This is a genomic window from Micromonospora sp. NPDC048898, from assembly GCF_043198035.1.
GTDB lineage: Bacteria > Actinomycetota > Actinomycetes > Mycobacteriales > Micromonosporaceae > Micromonospora.
Map to the genome: position 1 here is coordinate 450541 of NZ_JBICUF010000001.1, position 18617 is coordinate 469157.

Sequence of the window (18617 nt, forward strand, 5' to 3'; positions counted from 1 at the left end):
GTGGTGATCCCGAGCAGACCGAGCCGGAGTACGTCGGTCGGGGCGAGCCGGGTCGCGCTCACGTCCCGCTCCCGGTGACGGTGTCGGCCACGATCCGGCCGTCGCGGATCTCCACCTGTCGGGGCGTACGGGCGGCGAGATCGCGGTCGTGGGTGATCACGGCGATGGTGGTGCCCTCCGCGTTGAGGTTCGTGAGCAGGGTCAGCACCGCCTCCCCGTTGGCCGTGTCGAGGGCGCCGGTCGGCTCGTCGGCCAGCACCAGCGCGGGCTCGTTGACCAGTGCCCGAGCGATCGCCACCCGCTGCCGCTCCCCGCCGGAGAGTTGCTGCGGCAGGTGGTCCACCCGGTGCGCCAGGCCGACCCGGGCCAGCGCCTCGATCGCGGTGCGGCGGCGACGACGGCGGGGCACCCCGGCGTAGAGCAGGCCGGTGGCGACGTTCTCGGCGGCGTCTAACCCGTCGGTGAGGTGGAACTGCTGGAAGACGAAACCGAGCCAGCGACCCCGTAGCGCGGAGAGCCGACGGTCGGACAGGGCGGTGACCTCCTGCCCGGCCACGCGTACCCGGCCACGTGTCGGCAGGTCGAGGGTGCCCATGATGTTCAGCAGCGTGGACTTGCCGGACCCGGACGGCCCGACGATGGCGAGCATCTCGCCAGCGCGCACGGTCAGGGAGACGTCGTCCAGCGCGGTCACCCCGCCGGGGTACGTCCTGCTGACGCCATCGACGTTGAGCACCGGCTCGGCGATCACGATGCCGTCACCACGTCGAGGCCCTCGGTCACACCGGTGCCGCTGATCTCGACCAGCCCTCGGGCGAACATCCCGGTCTCCACGGCCACCAGCCCACCGTCGGGCAGTTGCAGCGCGTGCCCACCCTCGCGGAGCGCCACCAGCGCGCCGACCGGCACCGCGAGCACGTCCTTGTGGACGGCGGTGGTGAACCGGACCTGCACCGCGGCCGCGTCCAGCTTGGCCACGTCCGCCGCCCGGGTCGGTGCGACGAGGACGTCCACCGTCGGCGGGCTGCCCTGCCCGGTGCCGCCGTCCTGCCCACCGCCGCGCACCGTCTGCGAGATCGAGGCGACAGTGGCCGGGATCTCGGAGCTGTCCGGCAGGGCGACGACCACGGCAGCGCCGACCGTGATGGCGGCGACCTCGGTGGCACCGACCGGTACGGTGACCAGCTTGACCTTCTCGGTGACGGCCAGCAGCTCACCGGCGACCGGGTCACCGGGCAGCGCCTTCACCGCGCTGACCCGGGCCGGCCCGGTCAGCACCGCGACCTGCCCGACCCCGATCATGCCGGAGGCCTCCAGACCGAGGGCCTCCTGCCACTTCTTGATCGCGGCGACGAGGCTCGCGGTGAGCAGGGCCTGACCCGTGCCGATCCTCGTGCCGTCGGTGCCCCGGGACGGTTGGGAGCCGGTCTGGTAGCCCAGCGCCCTCAGGTTGTCCGACACGATCCGTACGTCGCTGCCCACCAGTCCGGGCTTGTCGAGGGTGCGAAAGAGCGGGCTCCCGCCGAACAGCACCGGCACCGGTCGGTCGTTGACCCAGTAGAGCGGCTTGCCCCGGGCCACCGTGTCGCCCACCTTCGGCAGCCGGGTGACGACGCCCTCCCCGGCACCCTTCACCAGCCGCTCCGGGCCGTAGCCGAGCGTCCCGTTGAGCGAACGGGTGTCCGACAGGTCGGCCCGGGTCACCGTCGTCGTGGTCACCGACGGCGGGGCGCTCGCCACGTCATCGTCGGCGTGCCGCCGCAGCGCCAGCACCCCGATGCCGGCGCCGACGGCGATCACCAGGGTCACCGTCGCCACCACGACCGCGGTACGCCGGGTGGTGCGCCGACCGGGAACGTCACTCGGGTTACTTCTTGGCACCGAAGATCTCCATGGTGCATTCCCGCTCGGCCTTGTCCATCGCGGGATCGTCAAGGCCGCCGGTCGGGTCGGCGACCCCGTCGTCGTAGGTCCAGCCGGAGCCGTCCGGCAGGGAGTGGATCTTCAGGCCGCGCCCGCGCAGGCACTGGACGTAGTCGTTCCACTGGCTCACGTAGTTCGGGTTCTTCTCCGGGTCCAGCTCCGGCGGCTGGAGCGGCAGCTTGTTGGCGCACGCCACGTACGCCGCCTTCGGCTCCCCGCTCTGGTCCAGGGACAGGCCCGTACCGTCCCCCACCGGGCCGGGTTGCGACCGGCCCTCGTTCAGCTTCACGCCGTTGTCGTGCAGGCAGATGTTGTACGCCCCCCAGAGCCGCTCCTCCTCCTCGTCGGTCATGTCCAGGCGCAGCTGCGGCCGACCGTTGGCGGCACCACCGGCGGGGGTGGCGCTGGCCGAGGCCGACGGGGTGGTGAGCGAGGCGACGTCACCGCCGGCGGTGCCCTTGTCGGCGCTTGACGCTCCGCCGCCGCAGCCGGTGAGGGCGACGGCGAGGACGGTGACCGCGGCGAGCCCGGCCGCGAGCCGATGGGTTGGGTTGGTCATGGCGTGGAGCTTCACGCCGATCTGTCAGAGACCTGTCAGGAACCGGTCGTCATCCGGTAGTCCCAGCTCAGCGGCACCGCCGGAGCCGGCCGGGGCCACGTACAGTCGCTGCCGTGTGTGCGTACGTGCTGGTAGCCGAGGACGACCGGAAGCAGGCCGAGTTGGCGCGCCGGTATCTGGAACGCGAGGGACACGAGGTGCTCGTGGTGGCCGACGGGCGGGCCGCGCTGGAGCAGATCCGGCAACGGCCGCCGGCCCTGCTGGTCCTCGACGTGATGATGCCGAAGGTCGACGGCCTGGACGTCTGTCGCATCCTGCGCCAGGAGTCCGACCTGCCGGTGCTCATGCTGACCGCCCGGTCGACCGAGGACGACCTGCTGCTCGGCCTCGACCTGGGCGCCGACGACTACATGACCAAGCCGTACAGCCCGCGTGAGCTGGTCGCCCGGGCCCGCAGCCTGTTACGCCGGGGCCAACGCACGCAGCGGCAGGCGGACCCGGTGCTGCGGGTCGGTGCCGTGCACGTCGACCCGGTGCGCCACGAGGTACGCAGCGACGGACGCCTCGTCGACTGCACACCCGGCGAGTTCCAACTGCTCCAGGCGATGGCCGCCCAACCCGCCCGGGCGTTCACCCGGGATCAGCTCCTGGGTTACCTGCACGGGTTCGACAGGTACATCACCAGCCGGACCGTCGACATGCACGTCATGAACCTCCGCCGGAAGATCGAGCCGAATCCGCGCAAGCCGGCCCGGCTGGTGACCGTGTACGGCGTCGGATACAAGTTGGTCGAAGAGTCGCCCCGTGTCGCGTGAGGTTCCGCTGCGCCGCAGTCTGCTGCTCCGGCTGCTGGCGCTTGCCGTCCTCATCGCCGTCGGCTCGATCGCGGCGACCGCGTGGCTGGCCGTGCGCACCACCACCGGAGCGATCCGGCAGGAGCAGGGCCAGGCGCTCGCCGACGACACGCGCATCTACGACACCCTGCTCGCGTACGCGGCGACCCACCCGAGCTGGGACGGGGTCGACGCGGTCGTTCGGCCGCTCGCGCAGGACGTCGGCCGGCGGATCGCGTTGACCACCGACACCGGTGTGCCGATCGCGGACTCGGCACCCGGTGCGGGCCCGTTGCCGACGACGTCGTCCGCGACAGTCGACGCGCTCGCCGTCGACACCGCCCTGATGCCCGGGACCACTCCGGCGGGCGGCGGTGACGGCGGCACCAGCCGCATCGACCCGCGCACCACCGGGCCGTACCTGCTCCCGCCCGAGGAGCGCGCGGCGCTGCGGTCCCGGGCGGCCCAGGCGGCCCAGTGTCTGCGGATGCGAGCGCAGATCGACGCCACAGTCGTGGAGGGGCCCACCGGTCGTCCACGGATCGAGACGCCCGGCACCGACCTCGCCGACAATTCCGCCTGCCTGCAGCCGAGAGTAGATCTCGCGACCCGTACGGCCACCGAGGGCAAGGCGCTCGCCCAGCTCAACGCCCTGGTGAACACCTGCCTGGCGCGGCGGCGCCTGCCCGCCGTGCAGGTGGACCTGAACTGGACCTGGACGAGGCAGTCGGCGCCCAGCGCGCCCGACTCCCGGCCCACGGCCGGCGTCGACCAGGAGCACAACCGGGCGATCAGCGCCTGCGTCGGCACCAGTCGACGCGAGCAGCTCCTCCCGTACGTCGCCCCGGCCGTGACCCTCTTCGTCACCGACCCGGGCGGTCGCCCCTCGACCACCTTCGACCTCTCCCGGGCCAACCAGACCCGCATCGTCGCGGTCGCCGGTCTCGTCCTGCTGGTGACGATCGGCTTCACCGTCCTCGCCGGCATCCGGCTGACCCGCCCGCTGCACGCCCTGACCGGGGCGGCCCAGCGGATGCGCGACGGCGACGGCGCAGCCCGCGTCCGGGTGACCGGCCGGGACGAGATCGCCCGGCTGGCCGAGGTCTTCAACGACATGGCCGAACGGCGGGAGCGGCTGGAGCAGTTACGCCGCGCGATGGTGAGCGACATCGCCCACGAGATGCGGACGCCGGTAAGCAACATCCGCGGCTGGCTCGAAGCGGTCGAGGACGGCGTCGCGGCCCCCGACCGCAGGCTGCTCTCCTCACTGTTGGAGGAGGCGACAGTGCTCCAGCACGTGATCACCGACCTGCAGGACCTGGCCGAGGCCGACGCGGGCGCGCTGCGGCTGCACCGCGAACAGGTCTACCTCACCGACCTGCTCGCCCAGGTCGCGGAGGCGCACCGGGCCCAGGCCGACCGGGTCGGTGTCACCATCACGGTACGCACGGAGGCCGACCCGCAGGTGGACGCCGACCCGGTGCGGCTCCGCCAGGCCGTCGGCAACCTGGTCGTCAACGCGGTACGGCACACCCCGTCGGGCGGGCGCGTGACGATCAGCGCCAGCGCGACCGACACCGGGGTCATCGTCTCCGTGGCCGACACCGGCAGCGGTATCAGCGCCGAGGACCTACCCCGGGTCTTCGACCGCTTCTGGCGGGCCGAGAAGTCCCGGAGTCGACAGACCGGCGGCAGCGGCCTGGGCCTCGCCATCGTGCGCAAGTTCACCGAGGCCCACGGCGGAACGGTCAGCGCCACCAGCACCCCCGCCCGCGGCTCCACCTTCACCCTCCACCTACCCGTGATCACCGAGGACGTGCGCGGAAAGGGTGACCGGTCCGGCGGGGCGGGCTAGGCTGCCGCGGCATGAGCAGTGAGATTCCGGCCCGCGTCGACGTCGTGATCGTCGGTGCCGGGCACAACGGTCTGGTCTCCGCCGTCCTGCTGGCCCGCGCCGGCCTGGACGTCCTCGTTTTGGAGGCCGCCGACATGATCGGCGGTGCGGCCCGCACCGAGACCCCGTTCTCGAAGGTGCCGGGGCTGCGGCACTCCACCGGTTCGTACCTGCTCGGACTGATGCCCCCGGAACTGCTCGCCACGCTCGACGTCCGGATCCCGGTGCTGCGCCGCGACCCGCACTACTTCCTGCCCACACCGGGCGGCCTCGGCTCGCCGTACCTGCTCTTCGGCAGCGACACCACCGCCACCCGGGCCCAACTCGCCGAGTTCTTCTCCCCCGCGGACGTCGCCGCCGACGACGCCATGCAGGCCGAGTTGGCCGCTCTGCGGGAAGACCTCGCCCCGGCCTGGCTGGCCGAGCCGCTGAACGTGCACGAGACCGCCGAGCGGCACGTCCGCCCCGCGCTGCGCCAGGTCTTCGTCGACCTCGTCCAGGGCTCGGTCGCGGACTACCTGGCCCGGTTCGAGTTCCGCTCCGAGCTGCTGGTCAGCATGTACGCGGTCACCGACGGGCTGTCCGGGCTCAACGCCGGCCCGGACGACCCCGGCACCGGCCACAACTTCCTGGTCCACAACATGTGCCGGCTGCCCGGCTCCGGCGGCACCTGGATGATCGCCGAGGGCGGGATGGGCACCGTCTCGCGGACGTTCGCCGAGGCCGCGCGGGCCGCCGGGGCGACGATCCGGACGGGTACGCCGGTCAGCGCGGTGACCCTGGACGGCGGCGCGGCCAGCGGCGTGGTGCTGGCCGACGGTCGACAGGTCGCCGCGCGGGTGGTCCTCGGCGCGTGTGACCCGTACCGGCTGATGGACCTGTTGCCCGACGGCGCGCTCCCGGCGCCGCTCGGCGAACGGATGGCGGCGGTCCGCCGCACCGGCACCACCCTGAAACTCAACCTGGCGCTCAGCGGGCTGCCGCGGTTCTCCTGCCTGCCGCCTGGCACGCCGAGCCCGTTCGGCTCGACCATCCACCTGCTGCCCGGGTCCGCGTCGCTTGTCGGCGGGGACGCCACCTCGCCGATGACCGCCCTGCGCGGCATGTGGGCGGACGTGCGGGCCGGGCGGTTGCCGGCGGAGCCGACCATCGAGTGGTACCTGCACACCACAGTCGACCCGTCACTCTCCGACGCCGCCGGGCACCACTCGTCGGCGCTCTTCGTCCAGTCGGTCCCCTACGAGCTGGCCGGCACCACCTGGGACGCGGCACTGCCCGGCTACGTCGACCGGCTGATCGAGATCGTCGAACGGTACGCGCCCGGCACCGGTGACCTGATCGCCGACGCGGTGCCCCTGCCTCCACCGGGCATCGAGGCGCACTTCGGCATCACCGGCGGCCACATCCACCACGTCGACAACACCGTCTCGTTCACCGACCGGATGCCCTACGCCACCGGCATCGACGGCGTCTACGCCGGCAGCGCCGGCTGCCACCCAGCCGGCAGCGTCATCGGAGCAGCCGGCCACAACGCCGCCCACAAAATCCTGGCGGATCTGAAGAGCTGACCCCCGACCCGGTCGATCAAGGAGTTGTGGTGCCCGTTGTGGCGCCTGAAGCGGCCTTCGTCCCCCACCACAACTCCATGATCGACGAGAGGGGGCGTGGGCGTGGGGGCGGGGCGGGTCAGATCGCGGCTTCGCCGGCGGGTGCCGGGGTTTCCGCGTCTACTCGGTGGGCTCTCACCTTGTGGCCGACGCTGGTCAGGCAGCGGCCGCTGGGCAGGTCGAAGCGCCAGCCGTGCAGTTGGCAGGTGAGCTGGTCGCCGTCGACGATGCCGAAGCGGGTCAGGTCCGCCTTCAGGTGCGGGCAGCGCCGCTGCACCACCCAGTCGCCCAACGTGATGTCCTCGGCGTCGGTGCTGCGCTCGTGCTCGTCGTACCAGCCCTCGGCGTACTGGAGTCGCTCCTCGGAGAGGCACTTGAAGAACGCGTAGACGAACTCGTTGTACTGGCCGATGCGGGCCGCCGAGAACCGGCAGGACAGGAAGAGCGAGTTGACCCAGTCAACCTCGTCGATGAAGAGCAGGTGCTCGATCAGCGACCGCTCGGTCCGGAACCGGTAGCGCACCTTCTCGTCGGCGTACGGCCGGACCTCCTTACCCGGGAAGTCCACCACGATCGACTCGACGCTCTCACCGTCGTACCCCACCAGGTCGAAGCGGACCGGACCGCCCACGCCCTTGGCCAGGTAGATCGACTCGTCGAGCAGCGGCTCGATGCGGCGCTTCATCTCGCCGAGGACGTCCACCTCGGGGTGCCGCCAGGACGCCTTCTCCGCCTCGATGATCGGGCGCTTGCGCTCCCGCATTTCCTCCAGGTGGGCGACCTTGTTCGCGAAGAACTCGTCCACCGGCACCGGGTGCGTGGTGCTCGCGCCCTCGGTGGTGACCTCGGTGACGCTGCCCGGCAGCAGCACGATGCCGTTGGTGCCGCCGACCTTCGCGTACTCGGACAGGAAGACGGACTGGTCGGGGAAGATGTTGCCCTCGTCGCCGTGGATGTCGTTGAACTGCCACAGGGCGTCGTCGAGGAAGCACGGCGGGCCGGCGATCGGGAAGACGTGCGACGCCTTCAGGTCGTCGATGTAGCGCCAGGTCCGGTCGAACTGCCGGTCACGCTTCTGCTTGCCGAACGCGGTCTTCGCCGCCTGCGGCAGCTCGTAGACCATCGGGTACCAGATCGCGCCGGAGAACTGGAGCAGGTGCGCGTGCACGTGCCCCAGCTCGGCGAACACGCTCAGGTCGGTGGGGCGGGCGTCGTTCTGGTTGAGCAGCCGCACCCCGTCGTACTCGACCCAGAGCGACGAGTCACCGATCGGCCCGTCGGTCGGGCTGGTCAACGCCTGAATCATGATCTTCAGGCCGCCGGGCAGCTCCACCACCTGCTCGTTGGGGGTCTTCAGGAACTTCGTGAAGCCCAGCCCCCGGAACTCGTCCTCCATCTCCGAGGTCGGAAACTCGGGGAGCAGGACCGTGGCGTCCTTCGAGACGAAGTCCCGCAGGTGCTTCGCGTCGAAGTGGTCCCGGTGCAGGTGGGACACGTACAGGTAGTCGACCTGACCCAGGCTCTCCCAGTCCAGCAGAGAATTGTCCGGGAACGGGAACCACGAGGCGAAGTAGGCCGGATTGACCCACGGGTCGCACAGGATGCTGCCCGCGGCCGTGTCGATCCGCATGCTGGCGTGCCCGGTTCCGGTCACTCGCACCGCACAGTCCCCCTCAAACAGACAATCAGGTGTACGCCAAACGCTACCGGAGCGGGTCTGACCGTTGCCCCGCGACGCCGGTAGTGCCGTTCCACCCGCCCTTCGAGAGCGGGGCGACCTGCTCGACCGCCGGTCAGGAGGCGGTCGGAGCCGTCCAGCTCCGCCGTGGCGGCGCGGCCGAACACCACGCTTCCATGAGCCCGGAGATCTCGTCGGGCGGGGCCGCGACGTTCACCTGCTGCCCGCCACCGACCTGATGGTCGGTCTCCTGCGACACGTTGCCCTCGCTACAGCAGGAGCAGATGACACGCACGCCGCTGGCCGGCTCCGCCGCGTACCCGTGCTCGTCGAACAGCGCCGCCAGCGCACGGACGTCCTCCGGCGTCTCGGCCGTGACGTGGACGGTGGTGGTCGGCAGCTCGGACGCACGGAACAGCAGCAACTCGTCGAAAACGCTGTACGTCTGCCCGTCCACCTCGCGCTCACCGTTCGGCGCGCCGTCGTGCACCACGACCTCACCGAACCGGCGCCCCGACTCCGGGGTCGGCACGTTCAGCACCCGGGCTCGGGCCGGGCAGAGCCGCTGCGCCCAGACCACCTCGCCGTTGCTGGCCGGGTCGAGCCGGATCGGGGTGACTCCGAAGTCGGCCACGATTTCGCCGTCGCCGTCCGGCACGGGCAGTCCGAAGCCGCGCCAGGCGTCCCGGGCGGTCGACCAGTCCTCCATGATCGTCGCGGCGATGCCGAGGTTCCAGAAGGCCGGCTCCTGCGCGTCCCGGTCCGCGCGGGCGGCCGCCTCACGGCCCAGTTCGTACGCCTTCGCCCAGTTGCGCAGGAACTTGTACGCCAGTGCCGCGTCGTACCACCACACCCCGGCACTGCGGTGATCGGGATGCCGCCGTGCCAACCGCTCCAACAACTCCCCCGCCAGCGACCAGTTCTCCGACTCCCACGCCTCGTAGGCCGCCTTCAGCAGCTCGCGATCCTCCTCGCGCGTCATGCCGTCCCCTCAACTGGTCGGACCCTGCGCCGGGGCCGGCACGAGGCGTGCCAGACTAACCAAAGATCCGATCGCGAGGGAAGGACCGACAGTGGCAGGAAGCGAGCCGGTAACGTCGCCAGACCAGCACAAGCCCGGGCACCGGAAGCTCGGGCGCATTGGCGCGGTGGTGTCCGCGCTGGCGCTGCTGGCGATGATCTGCGGCAACCACGAGGGCAAGGTCGAGGACATCTGGCTGGTCGGCCTGGCCGCGCTGCTGCTGATCATCGTGATCGGCGACGTCGTGCTGCGGCGCAACGGTCTGCGTTCCTGACCCGACCCACCGCCGGACGACCGGCCACCATACGCCGAGGGCCCGCCCCCACCCGGGGACGGGCCCTCGTCCGTACGCGTCGGACGTCAGCGCCCGAAGAGGATGTCCTGCACGTCCTTGAGCGCGGCGTCGACCTCGGCCTCGAAGTAGCCACCGGGCACCAGGCCGAACCGGAGCGTGTCCAGGTCCTTCGGGTCGACGGGCATCGGGTTGCGGCGCTGCATGCCGCCGAGCAGGGTGTCGAAGAACCGGTCCACCTGGTCGGGGTCGTACCCGCTGCCGAACCGGCGCACCTGGAAACTACGGCGGATCTGGTCGACCCGGTAGAGGTCGCTGCCGGGCGGGCCGGCCATCGGCGGACCACCCATCGGAGGGCCGCCCATCGGAGGGCCACCCATCGGCGGGCCGGCAACGGCGGGCGGACCGGCCATCGGCGGGCCACCGATGCCCTGCTGCTGCATCGGAGGCGGACCGGCGGGGCCACGGCGCAGGTCGCGCAGGTCCCGCTCCGGCATCCGGATCTCGGCGGTCATGTCGGTGCGGCCGTGCCGCCCCGCCTCGAAGCCGTCGAAGCGCGGCTCCTCCGGCGGATAGCCGCCGGGCGAGCGCTTGTCGTCCGGGCCGTAGCCGCCCGGCCCACGCTGGTCGTCCGGACCGTAACCACCCGGCCCACGCTGGTCGTCCGGACCGTAACCACCCGGCCCACGCTGGTCGTCCGAGCCGTAACCACCCGGCCCACGCTGGTCGTCCGGACCGTAACCACTGGGGCCGGCCGGCAGGCCGCGCGGCGGCACACCATGGCCACCCATCTGGCCAGGACCCATCGAGCCGGGACCCATCGGGCCGCCCGGGCCCATCGGGCCGGGACCGGCCGGGCCTCGCGGCGCCTCGTAACCGCCGCGAGGGGCGTCGTATCCACCGGAGAAGGCACCGGTCGGCTCGTCGTAGCGGCCGTAGCGGTCGGCGGGCGGGCCGGCCTGCGCGGGCATCGGTCGCGGCGGCATCGGCTGCGGGATCATGCCCCGGTCATCGCGCATCGGCGGGCCCATGCGGTCCGGTGGGCCCATCCGGTCACCCATCCGGGGGTCGCCACCGCGCCCGGCGCCGCTACGCTCCTCAAGCTCGGCCAACTGCCGCTCGACCCGGTCCAGGTGCAGGTCGACCTGCCACTCGTCGTAACCGTTGAAACGGACCCGGAAGACGACGTCGTGGACCTCCTGGGAAGCCACCGGCGCGCCGACCTGTCGGCCGTCGAGCGTCGCCTCGACCCGGTCGAGGAAGGCATCCACCTCGTCGACCTTGTATCCCCGGCGGAGCGCCTTGCGCCGGAAACGCTGACCCTGACTCGCCACTATGTCTCCTGGTCTCGTTCGCCACGCCCGGTCACGCCGGTGCCTCTCCGGCGCGGTCGGTGAAGGTGTCGTTGTCCTCGGCGGCGGCGAGCTGGCCACACGCACCGTCGATCTCGCGACCTCGGGTGTCCCGTACGGTGGTGGACACCCCGGCGTCGCGCAACCGGCGGACGAACTCCCGCTCAACCGGCTTCGGGCTCGCGTCCCAGCGGCTGCCCGGCGTCGGATTGAGCGGGATGAGGTTCACGTGGGCCAACTTGCCGGCCAGCAGCCGCCCGAGCAGGTCGGCTCGCCACGGCTGGTCGTTCACGTCCTTGATCATCGCGTACTCGATCGACACGCGACGGCCCGTCCGGGCGGCGTAGTCCCACGCTGCGTCCAGCACCTCAGCTACCTTCCAGCGCTGGTTTACCGGCACGAGTTCGTCGCGCAGATCATCATCGGGGGCGTGCAACGACAGCGCAAGGGTCACAGAGAGGTCTTCGCTGGCCAGTCGGCGGATGGCCGGAACCAGACCGACCGTGGAAACGGTGATGTGCCGCTGGGACAGGCCGAGCCCCTCCGGAGCGGGGCTGACCAGGCGACGGATGGCCGCGATGACCCGGGAGTAGTTGGCCAGCGGCTCACCCATGCCCATGAACACGACGTGCGACAGCCGCGGCGGTGAGCCGGCGACGGCACCGGAGGCCGCCACGCCGGCCAGATAGACCGCCTGGTCGACGATCTCGGCGGTGGACAGATTACGCGTCAGCCCGGCCTGGCCGGTCGCGCAGAACGGACAGGCCATGCCACAGCCCGCCTGGCTGGAGATGCAGACCGTCACCCGGTCCGGATAGCCCATCAGCACGCTCTCCACAAGCGCACCATCGTGCAGCTTCCAGAGCGCCTTGCGGGTCGCGCCGTCGTCGCAGGCCAACTCGCGCACCGGGTTGAGCAGCGTGGGCAGCAGCCGCTCGGCCAACCGTTGCCGGGTCGCCGCGGGCAGGTCGGTCATGGCCTGCGGGTCGCGGACCAGCCGCCCGAAGTAGTGGTTCGAGACCTGCTTGGCGCGGAAGGCCGGCTCACCCAACTCGGTGACAAGCGCCTGGCGGCCGGCCAGGTCCAGGTCGGCGAGGTGTTGTGGCGGCATGGAGGCCCGGCGCGCGGCGGGGGCGTCCGAGAGGGCGGGGATCAACGGCAGGCTCGTCATGGCTGGTCCAGTGTGTCACGCCCTCGGCGGCAACCGCCGGTCCGGAGGTGCCGAACGGGCCGCGGCCGTCGGGGTCGGATGACCAGGACGCCGTGATTCATCCCTCAGCTCACCACCGGCACGAAGATCGCCAGCAACAGGTAGGCGGTCGGCACCGCGAACAGGATCGAGTCCAGTCGGTCCATCAGGCCGCCGTGACCGGGCAGCAGGTTGCTCATGTCCTTGACACCGAGATCCCGCTTGATCATCGACTCGGCCAGGTCGCCGAGGACCGCCGCGCAGGAGACGGCCACCCCGAACAGGGCACCCCACCAGGGAGCCACCTCGAACATCAGCCACAGCAGCAGCGCGCTGCCCAGGGCGGCGGCCGTGACCGAGCCCGCGAAACCCTCCCAGGACTTCTTCGGGCTGATCGACGGCGCCATCGGGTGTCGACCGAAGGAGACGCCTGCCGCGTACCCGCCGGTGTCGGAGAGGACCACCGCGATCAGGGTGGCCAGGATCCGCATCCAACCGTCGTCGGGGGCCGCCGCGAGCAGCGCCGCGAAACCCGCGAGGAACGGCACGTAGACGGCGATCAGGGTCGCCGCGGTGACATCCCGCTGGAAGCCGGCCGGACCGTCACCCAGCCGCCAGATCATGGTGCCCAGCACGGTGACCAGCAGCCCCAGACTGAGCGCGTCCGGGCCGGCGAACCAGGCCAGGCCCACGGTCAGCACACCACCGGCGATCAACGGCACCAGCGGTGGATGCGCGCCGCTGCGCCGGACCGCCCGAGCCATCTCCCAGCTGCCGACGGCGACGGCGGCGGCGATCACCGGCAGGAACGCCAACGGGTAGAAGATCAGCGGCACCACGATCAGCGCGCCGAGGCCGAGCCCGACCCCGATCGCCGCCGGGAGGTTGCGGCCCGCCCGCCCGTTGCCCAACTGCTGGGTGGCCGGCCGGTCGGCGCTGGCCCGACGCCGGCCCTTCGACCGTCGAGCGGACGGCGGCTCCGGCTCGGTCGGCGGCTCCGGGTCCGGTGCCACTTCGGCCCCGATGGGCGCGAGCTGCGCGGTCGGGTAGCCGGCGTCGTCGTCGTAGCGGGCCGGACCGTCGAACGCTTGCCGACCGTCGTGCCAGCCGGTCTCGTCGAGCCGCCCGGTCTCGTCGAGCCGCCCGGTCTCGTCGTGCCAGCCGGGCCCGTCCTGCCGCTCCGGGCCACCGCGGCGGGTCGGGGCGCTGTCCGGACCGGCGGGCGCACGATCGCCGTACCGGCCGGTGCGGCCCCGGTCGTCGTACCTGCCGGGTTGGGTCCGGTCGTCGTACCGGCCGGGCTGGTTCCGGTCGTCCTCGAACCGGTCGGGCTGGTTCCGGTCGTCCTCGTACCGGTCGCGGTCGTCGAAACGATCGTGCCGGTCGCGGTCGTCGAAGCGGTCCCGGTCGTCCGGACGGACCGTGCGGCCACGCTCGTCGTACGGGTGCGTCGGGTGCGGGTCGGCGTGCGGCCGGGTGTGCGGGTCGGCGTACAGCTCAGGGCCGACGGCCGGACGGCGGGGCCGCTGGCCGGCCTCCAGGTCCTGGTCCGGCCAGGGCAACGCCACGGGGCGCTCCGGACGGTCCCAGCCGCGAGGCTCGCTGCCGTAGGTGTCGGGGTGGGACATCACGCACCGCGACGCGGCACGAGTACCACCACATGACGCAAGACCACAAGCATCCCCTACACGCGCGATGTTCCTCCGATTGACCGCCCCGACGGTCGGTCGATTCCCGGTGTGCACCGCCCGGTGGCCGGGAATCCTGCCGAGCCTACTGCACCCGCCGGACCGGCACGGCGGACGAGGCACGGCGACGGGCGTCGCCCCTGGCCGGCAGGCCGTCGCGGGCCGAGACAGACCCATCCGGTACGCGGATCCGCAGCCGTCGATCCGACTCGTTCGCTGCCCGATCAGGTACTGAGCCGGGCCCGCCCGACGTGGTCCGCTGGGGCCGCGCCGGTCTCCGCCGACGCGACCACGGGGAAAGGCACGCACATGTACAAGATCAGTCTGGCGGTGCTGGCGGCCGCGGCCATCGTCCTCGGAGCAGGGGCACCAGCCGCCGCGACCACCGCACCGACCAGGATCACCATCGATCGGCACGCCAGCGAACTGTTCCCGTTCGAGCCGCCCGTCGGTGAGCCGGGTGTGACGTACCCGGCGACCACCGTCACCGCGACCGCCCGGCACTGCCCGGCCGGCATCGTCCTGATGTCGGCCTCGCTGGTGCAGGACGGTCTGCCGACCCTCTGGGCCACCGGGGGCCACGGCGCCGGCGAGATCCTCTGTGACGGCGGCACGGTCGAGCTGGCGATGGCCTTCGCCCGGATCACTCCGGCAGTCCACCCCGGTAGCGCCACCGCCCGCTTCTCGCTACGCGACGCGACCACCAACGAGGAGTTCGCCGCGGGCACCAGGACCGTCTGGATTCCCTGCTGAGATACGACACGAGGCCCGTTCCCGGTGTCGGGAACGGGCCTCGAAGCATGGTTCAGACCTCGAGCAACTCGGTTTCCTTGTGCTTCACCAGGTCGTCGATGTTGGCCACGTAGCGCTGGGTCAGGTCGTCGAGTTCCTTCTCGGCGCGGCGACCGTCGTCCTCGCCGGCCTCACCGTCCTTGACGATCCGGTCCAACTCCTCCTTGCCACGGCGGCGGACGTTGCGGATGGCCACCTTGGCCTCCTCGCCCTTGTGCCGGGCCACCTTGATCATGTCGCGGCGGCGCTCCTCGGTCATCTGCGGGAGCAGGATGCGCAGCTGGTTGCCCTCGTTGTTCGGGTTCACCCCGAGGTCCGAGTCGCGGATCGCCTTCTCCATCGCATTGATCTGCGAGTTGTCGTACGGCTTGATGATGGCCATCCGCGGCTCGGGGACCGCGATCGACGCCATCTGGGTCAGCGGCGTGGGCGTGCCGTAGTAGTCGATGATGACCTTGGAGAACATGGCGGCGTTGGCGCGACCGGTACGGATGGCGCCGAACTCCTCCTTGGCGTGCTCAACCGCACGCTCCATCTTTTCCTCGGCCTCGAGGAGGGTGTCGTCGATCACCGGTCTCCTCGCCTCCTTCTGTGCTCGTGGTGGGCTCTGCTGAAAGTCGTCAGACCCGCTGCTGCCGTCGCCGTCGGCGGGGCTCAGGCGGTGATCAGGGTGCCGATCTTGTCGCCACCCACCGCGCGGATGATGGTGTCGTCACCCTGCGCGCCGAAGACCAGCATCGGCAGGCCGTTCTCCATGCAGAGGCTGAACGCCGCCGCGTCCGCCACCCGCAGGTTGCGGCGCAGCGCCTCGGAGAAGGTGATCGAGTCGAGCTTGCTGGCGGTGGGGTCGATCCGCGGGTCGGCGGTGTAGACGCCGTCCACGCCGTTCTTGCTCATCAGCACCACGTCGGCCCGGATCTCCAGAGCCCGCTGGGCGGCCACCGTGTCGGTGGAGAAGTACGGCATGCCCGCGCCCGCACCGAAGATGACCACACGGCCCTTCTCCAGGTGCCGGATCGCCCGCAGTGGGATGTACGGTTCGGCGACCTGGGCCATGGTGATCGCGCTCTGCACCCGGGTCTCGATGCCTTCCTTCTCCAGGAAGTCCTGCAACGCGAGGCAGTTCATCACGGTGCCCAGCATGCCCATGTAGTCGGCGCGGGCCCGGTCCATGCCCCGCTTCTGCAGCTCCGCCCCACGGAAGAAGTTGCCGCCGCCGACCACCACGGAAACCTGCACGCCGCGGCGGACCACGGTGGCGATCTGCCGGGCGATGGCCTGGACGACGTCCGGGTCGACGCCGATCGCGCCGCCGCCGAACACCTCACCGGAGAGCTTCAGCACCACCCGGCGGGCGCGCCCCGGCGGTGGTGCCGTCGGATCGTCCATCGCCAGCGTCCGGTCACTCACAACCTGCGTCATCCGCCCCGCCCTTCCCCACGCGCACGCCCCGTGCGGCGCGTACCGCGAACCTGCCGCTGCCGACCCTATGTGACGAGGAGGCCGCGGTGCCTGTCACGTACACCGGCGGCCTCCTCGTTGACGTCTCCTGCCCACGGGCGCGCGCGGCGCCCGGTGACGGCTCAGGCCTGGCCGACCTCGAACCGCACGAAGCGGGTGACCTCGATGCCGGCCTCGGCCAGCAGCTGCTTCACCGACTTCTTGTTGTCGGCGACGGATGCCTGCTCGATCAGGACGTAGTCCTTGAAGAAGGAGTTCACCCGACCCTCGATGATCTTCGGCAGGGCCGCCTCGGGCTTGTTCTCCTCGCGGGCGGTCTGCTCGGCGATGCGCCGCTCGGACTCGACGACCTCGGCCGGAACCTCGTCCCGGGTGAGGTACTTCGGACGCATCGCGGCGATCTGCATGGCCACACCACGGGCGTCGGCGTCGCCCGCCTCGTCGGTCTTGCCGGTGTACGACACCAGCACGCCAACGGCCGGCGGCAGGTCCTGGGCCTTGCGGTGCAGGTAGACGGCGGTGGTGCCCTCGACCTTGGCGAACCGGTTGAGCACCAGCTTCTCGCCGATCTTGGCGGACTGCTCCTGGATCAGGTCCGCGACGACCTTGCCGTCGAGCTCGGTGGCGAGCAGTTCCTCGGCGGAGTTCACGCCGGCGCGCTCGCCGTGCTCGACCAGCTGCTGAGCCAGCGCGATGAACGACTCGGTCTTCGCGACGAAGTCGGTCTCGCAGTTGAGCTCGAGCAGCGCCTTGCCGGAGTGGGCGACCAGGCCGTTGGCGGCCGTACGGCCGGCCCGCTTGCCGACGTCCTTGGCGCCCTTGACGCGCAGGATCTCGATGGCCTTGTCGAAGTCGCCCTCGGCCTCGGTCAGCGCCTTCTTGCTGTCCATCATGCCGGCGCCGGTGAGGTCGCGGAGCTTCTTGACGTCCGCGGCGGTGATTTGGGACATGGCTCTCTCTTCGGTGTTGAGACGGCGTGTGGATGGTCAGAGGTGCCGGTTACCCGGATCCGGGCGGATCGTGCCCGGCGTACCGCCGCTGCCCGCCGTTCGCGAAAACGGACGGCGGGGCAGCGACGGCGCGATCACTCCGCGGTCGCGGCCGCCGGCTGCTCGGTGGTGGCCTGCGCCGGCTGCTCCGGGGTGGCGGGCTGCTCGGCGGCGGCAGCGGCCGGCTGCTCGGCCGGGGCGGCCGACTCGTCGGCCTTCTTCGGCTCGAGCAGCTCGCGCTCCCACTCGGTCAGCGGCTCGTCGGTCGCGACACCCTCGGGCTTCTCGTCGTTGCCCCGGCGACGGCCGGAACGCGCGATCAGACCATCCGCCACGGCAGCGGCGACGACCTTGGTCAGCAGCTCGGCCGACCGGATCGCGTCGTCGTTACCCGGGATCGGGAAGTCGACCTCGTCCGGGTCACAGTTGGTGTCGAGCACCGCGATCACCGGGATGCCCAGCTTCCGGGCCTCGTCGACGGCGATGTGCTCCTTCTTGGTGTCGACGATCCAGACCGCGGCGGGAAGCTTCTGCATGTCCCGCAGACCACCCAGGGTGCGGGTCAGCTTGATCTTCTCGCGGGAGAGCTGCAGGGTCTCCTTCTTGGTGTAACCGGCGGCGGTGCCGCTGAGGTCACCCAGGCCCTCCAGCTCCTTCATCCGCTGGAGCCGCTTGTACACCGTCTGGAAGTTGGTCAGCATGCCACCGAGCCAGCGGTGGTTGACGTACGGCTGGCCGACCCGGGTCGCCTGCTCGGCGATCGCTTCCTGGGCCTGCTTCTTGGTGCCGACGAACAGGATGCTGCCACCCTCGGCGACGGTCCCACGCACGAACTCGTACGCCTTCTCGATGTACTCGAGGGTCTGGCGCAGGTCGATGATGTAGATGCCGTTGCGCTCGGTCATGATGAAGCGCTTCATCTTCGGGTTCCAGCGCCGGGTCTGGTGCCCGAAGTGGACACCGCTCTCCAGCAGCTGGCGCATGGTCACGACGGCCATGGTTGGGGTACTCCTCAAGATCCCTGGTTGTCACGCCCGGCCGGTGGCCGGGCGTCCTGGCGCCTGGTCGCCGACCCATGGTGGACCCGATCAAGATCGGGACCAGGGAGGCCGTCGCTCCACGACGATTCGTGAAGAGGGCGCGCGAGGTCGACCGCACAAGGCGGTCGCCAGTTGGCCAGTGTACGCCCCTCACCCGCCCACCCGCCCCGGGGTGCGCCGGTGCGCGCAGGCCTGTCGGGTGGACGCAGCGGTCCCCCCCGAGGCGCCGGCGTCGCGCGGCGCGGCACTCAACGCGGCGCGGCGTCCGGCCCGGCGCGACGTCCGGCCCGGCGCGACGT

16 protein-coding genes and 1 pseudogene are annotated in these 18617 nt (G+C 71.4%); 5 read left to right on the top strand and 12 right to left on the bottom strand.

Annotated features, from left to right (window positions below):
- Positions 1-58: 58 nt before the first annotated feature.
- The 3 genes from ACGFIQ_RS02135 to ACGFIQ_RS02145 are packed head-to-tail and all read right to left on the bottom strand — an operon-like array spanning position 59 to position 2482.
- Complete coding sequence (locus tag ACGFIQ_RS02135) at positions 59-748, bottom strand: ABC transporter ATP-binding protein (RefSeq protein WP_393240304.1); 690 nt, start codon at positions 746-748, stop codon at positions 59-61.
- On the bottom strand, positions 748-1881 hold the full coding sequence (locus tag ACGFIQ_RS02140) for a hypothetical protein (RefSeq protein WP_393237915.1): 1134 nt from the start codon (positions 1879-1881) through the stop codon (positions 748-750). The genes ACGFIQ_RS02135 and ACGFIQ_RS02140 overlap by 1 nt, the downstream gene beginning before the upstream one ends.
- Entirely contained in the window at positions 1868-2482 is a 615-nt protein-coding gene (locus ACGFIQ_RS02145; protein WP_393237918.1) for a hypothetical protein, read from the bottom strand. The genes ACGFIQ_RS02140 and ACGFIQ_RS02145 overlap by 14 nt, the downstream gene beginning before the upstream one ends.
- Before the next feature lie 113 nt (positions 2483-2595).
- Between ACGFIQ_RS02145 and ACGFIQ_RS02150 the strand changes: the two genes are divergently transcribed.
- The 3 genes and pseudogenes from ACGFIQ_RS02150 to ACGFIQ_RS02160 form a co-directional block, all read left to right on the top strand.
- On the top strand, positions 2596-3297 hold the full coding sequence (locus ACGFIQ_RS02150) for a response regulator transcription factor (protein WP_393237921.1): 702 nt from the start codon (positions 2596-2598) through the stop codon (positions 3295-3297).
- Positions 3287-5170, top strand: coding sequence for an ATP-binding protein (locus tag ACGFIQ_RS02155; RefSeq protein WP_393237924.1), 1884 nt, complete (start codon positions 3287-3289; stop codon positions 5168-5170). The genes ACGFIQ_RS02150 and ACGFIQ_RS02155 overlap by 11 nt, the downstream gene beginning before the upstream one ends.
- Positions 5171-5181: 11 nt before the next feature.
- Positions 5182-6087 (top strand): annotated as a pseudogene (locus tag ACGFIQ_RS02160) (phytoene desaturase family protein); the annotation flags it as partial.
- A gap of 808 nt (positions 6088-6895) precedes the next feature.
- Here ACGFIQ_RS02160 and ACGFIQ_RS02165 read toward each other — a convergent pair.
- The gene (locus ACGFIQ_RS02165; protein WP_393237927.1) at positions 6896-8476 is read right to left on the bottom strand and encodes a Rieske 2Fe-2S domain-containing protein; all 1581 of its coding nucleotides are present in this window, start codon (positions 8474-8476) and stop codon (positions 6896-6898) included.
- 133 nt (positions 8477-8609) lie between these two features.
- Positions 8610-9476, bottom strand: a complete 867-nt coding sequence (locus tag ACGFIQ_RS02170) for a hypothetical protein (RefSeq protein WP_393237930.1) — start codon at positions 9474-9476, stop codon at positions 8610-8612.
- A gap of 91 nt (positions 9477-9567) precedes the next feature.
- Between ACGFIQ_RS02170 and ACGFIQ_RS02175 the strand changes: the two genes are divergently transcribed.
- Positions 9568-9789 (top strand): DUF2631 domain-containing protein, encoded by a 222-nt coding sequence (locus ACGFIQ_RS02175; protein ID WP_357077904.1) that lies wholly within the window; start codon positions 9568-9570, stop codon positions 9787-9789.
- Positions 9790-9875: 86 nt separating this feature from the next.
- Here the strand turns inward: ACGFIQ_RS02175 and ACGFIQ_RS02180 are convergent, their stop codons facing one another.
- The 3 genes from ACGFIQ_RS02180 to ACGFIQ_RS02190 form a co-directional block, all read right to left on the bottom strand.
- Positions 9876-11141: a DivIVA domain-containing protein gene (locus tag ACGFIQ_RS02180; RefSeq protein WP_393237935.1), complete on the bottom strand. Its 1266-nt coding sequence runs from the start codon at positions 11139-11141 to the stop codon at positions 9876-9878.
- 31 nt (positions 11142-11172) lie between these two features.
- On the bottom strand, positions 11173-12330 hold the full coding sequence (rlmN, locus tag ACGFIQ_RS02185) for a 23S rRNA (adenine(2503)-C(2))-methyltransferase RlmN (RefSeq protein ID WP_357077899.1): 1158 nt from the start codon (positions 12328-12330) through the stop codon (positions 11173-11175).
- A 104-nt stretch (positions 12331-12434) separates the two neighbouring features.
- A complete protein-coding gene (locus ACGFIQ_RS02190; RefSeq protein ID WP_393237938.1) occupies positions 12435-13976 on the bottom strand; it encodes a phosphatidate cytidylyltransferase in 1542 nt (513 codons plus the stop codon).
- Positions 13977-14345: 369 nt separating this feature from the next.
- Between ACGFIQ_RS02190 and ACGFIQ_RS02195 the strand changes: the two genes are divergently transcribed.
- A complete protein-coding gene (locus ACGFIQ_RS02195; RefSeq protein ID WP_393237941.1) occupies positions 14346-14789 on the top strand; it encodes a hypothetical protein in 444 nt (147 codons plus the stop codon).
- Positions 14790-14841: 52 nt separating this feature from the next.
- On the opposite strand, the gene frr is transcribed toward ACGFIQ_RS02195, so the two are convergent.
- From frr to rpsB, 4 genes are all read right to left on the bottom strand, one after another.
- Positions 14842-15399 (bottom strand): ribosome recycling factor, encoded by a 558-nt coding sequence (gene frr / locus ACGFIQ_RS02200; protein WP_204943784.1) that lies wholly within the window; start codon positions 15397-15399, stop codon positions 14842-14844.
- Positions 15400-15482: 83 nt separating this feature from the next.
- Positions 15483-16250 carry a UMP kinase gene (gene pyrH / locus ACGFIQ_RS02205; RefSeq protein WP_238433181.1) on the bottom strand — a complete coding sequence of 256 codons (768 nt, stop codon included), beginning with the start codon at positions 16248-16250 and terminating at the stop codon, positions 15483-15485.
- A gap of 161 nt (positions 16251-16411) precedes the next feature.
- Positions 16412-17239 carry a translation elongation factor Ts gene (gene tsf / locus ACGFIQ_RS02210; RefSeq protein ID WP_357077889.1) on the bottom strand — a complete coding sequence of 276 codons (828 nt, stop codon included), beginning with the start codon at positions 17237-17239 and terminating at the stop codon, positions 16412-16414.
- A gap of 134 nt (positions 17240-17373) precedes the next feature.
- Complete coding sequence (rpsB, locus tag ACGFIQ_RS02215) at positions 17374-18276, bottom strand: 30S ribosomal protein S2 (protein ID WP_357077885.1); 903 nt, start codon at positions 18274-18276, stop codon at positions 17374-17376.
- Positions 18277-18617: the final 341 nt, after the last annotated feature.

Excerpts from the sequence above, each read along its gene's own strand:
- ACGFIQ_RS02145 (WP_393237918.1), bottom strand. The coding sequence starts at position 2,482 with ATGACCAACCCAACCCATCGGCTCGCGGCCGGGCTCGCCGCGGTCACC.
- ACGFIQ_RS02170 (WP_393237930.1), bottom strand. The coding sequence starts at position 9,476 with ATGACGCGCGAGGAGGATCGCGAGCTGCTGAAGGCGGCCTACGAGGCG.
- rlmN (WP_357077899.1), bottom strand. The coding sequence starts at position 12,330 with ATGACGAGCCTGCCGTTGATCCCCGCCCTCTCGGACGCCCCCGCCGCG.
- ACGFIQ_RS02190 (WP_393237938.1), bottom strand. The coding sequence starts at position 13,976 with ATGTCCCACCCCGACACCTACGGCAGCGAGCCTCGCGGCTGGGACCGT.
- ACGFIQ_RS02195 (WP_393237941.1), top strand. The coding sequence starts at position 14,346 with ATGTACAAGATCAGTCTGGCGGTGCTGGCGGCCGCGGCCATCGTCCTC.
- pyrH (WP_238433181.1), bottom strand. The coding sequence starts at position 16,250 with ATGACGCAGGTTGTGAGTGACCGGACGCTGGCGATGGACGATCCGACG.
- tsf (WP_357077889.1), bottom strand. The coding sequence starts at position 17,239 with ATGTCCCAAATCACCGCCGCGGACGTCAAGAAGCTCCGCGACCTCACC.
- rpsB (WP_357077885.1), bottom strand. The coding sequence starts at position 18,276 with ATGGCCGTCGTGACCATGCGCCAGCTGCTGGAGAGCGGTGTCCACTTC.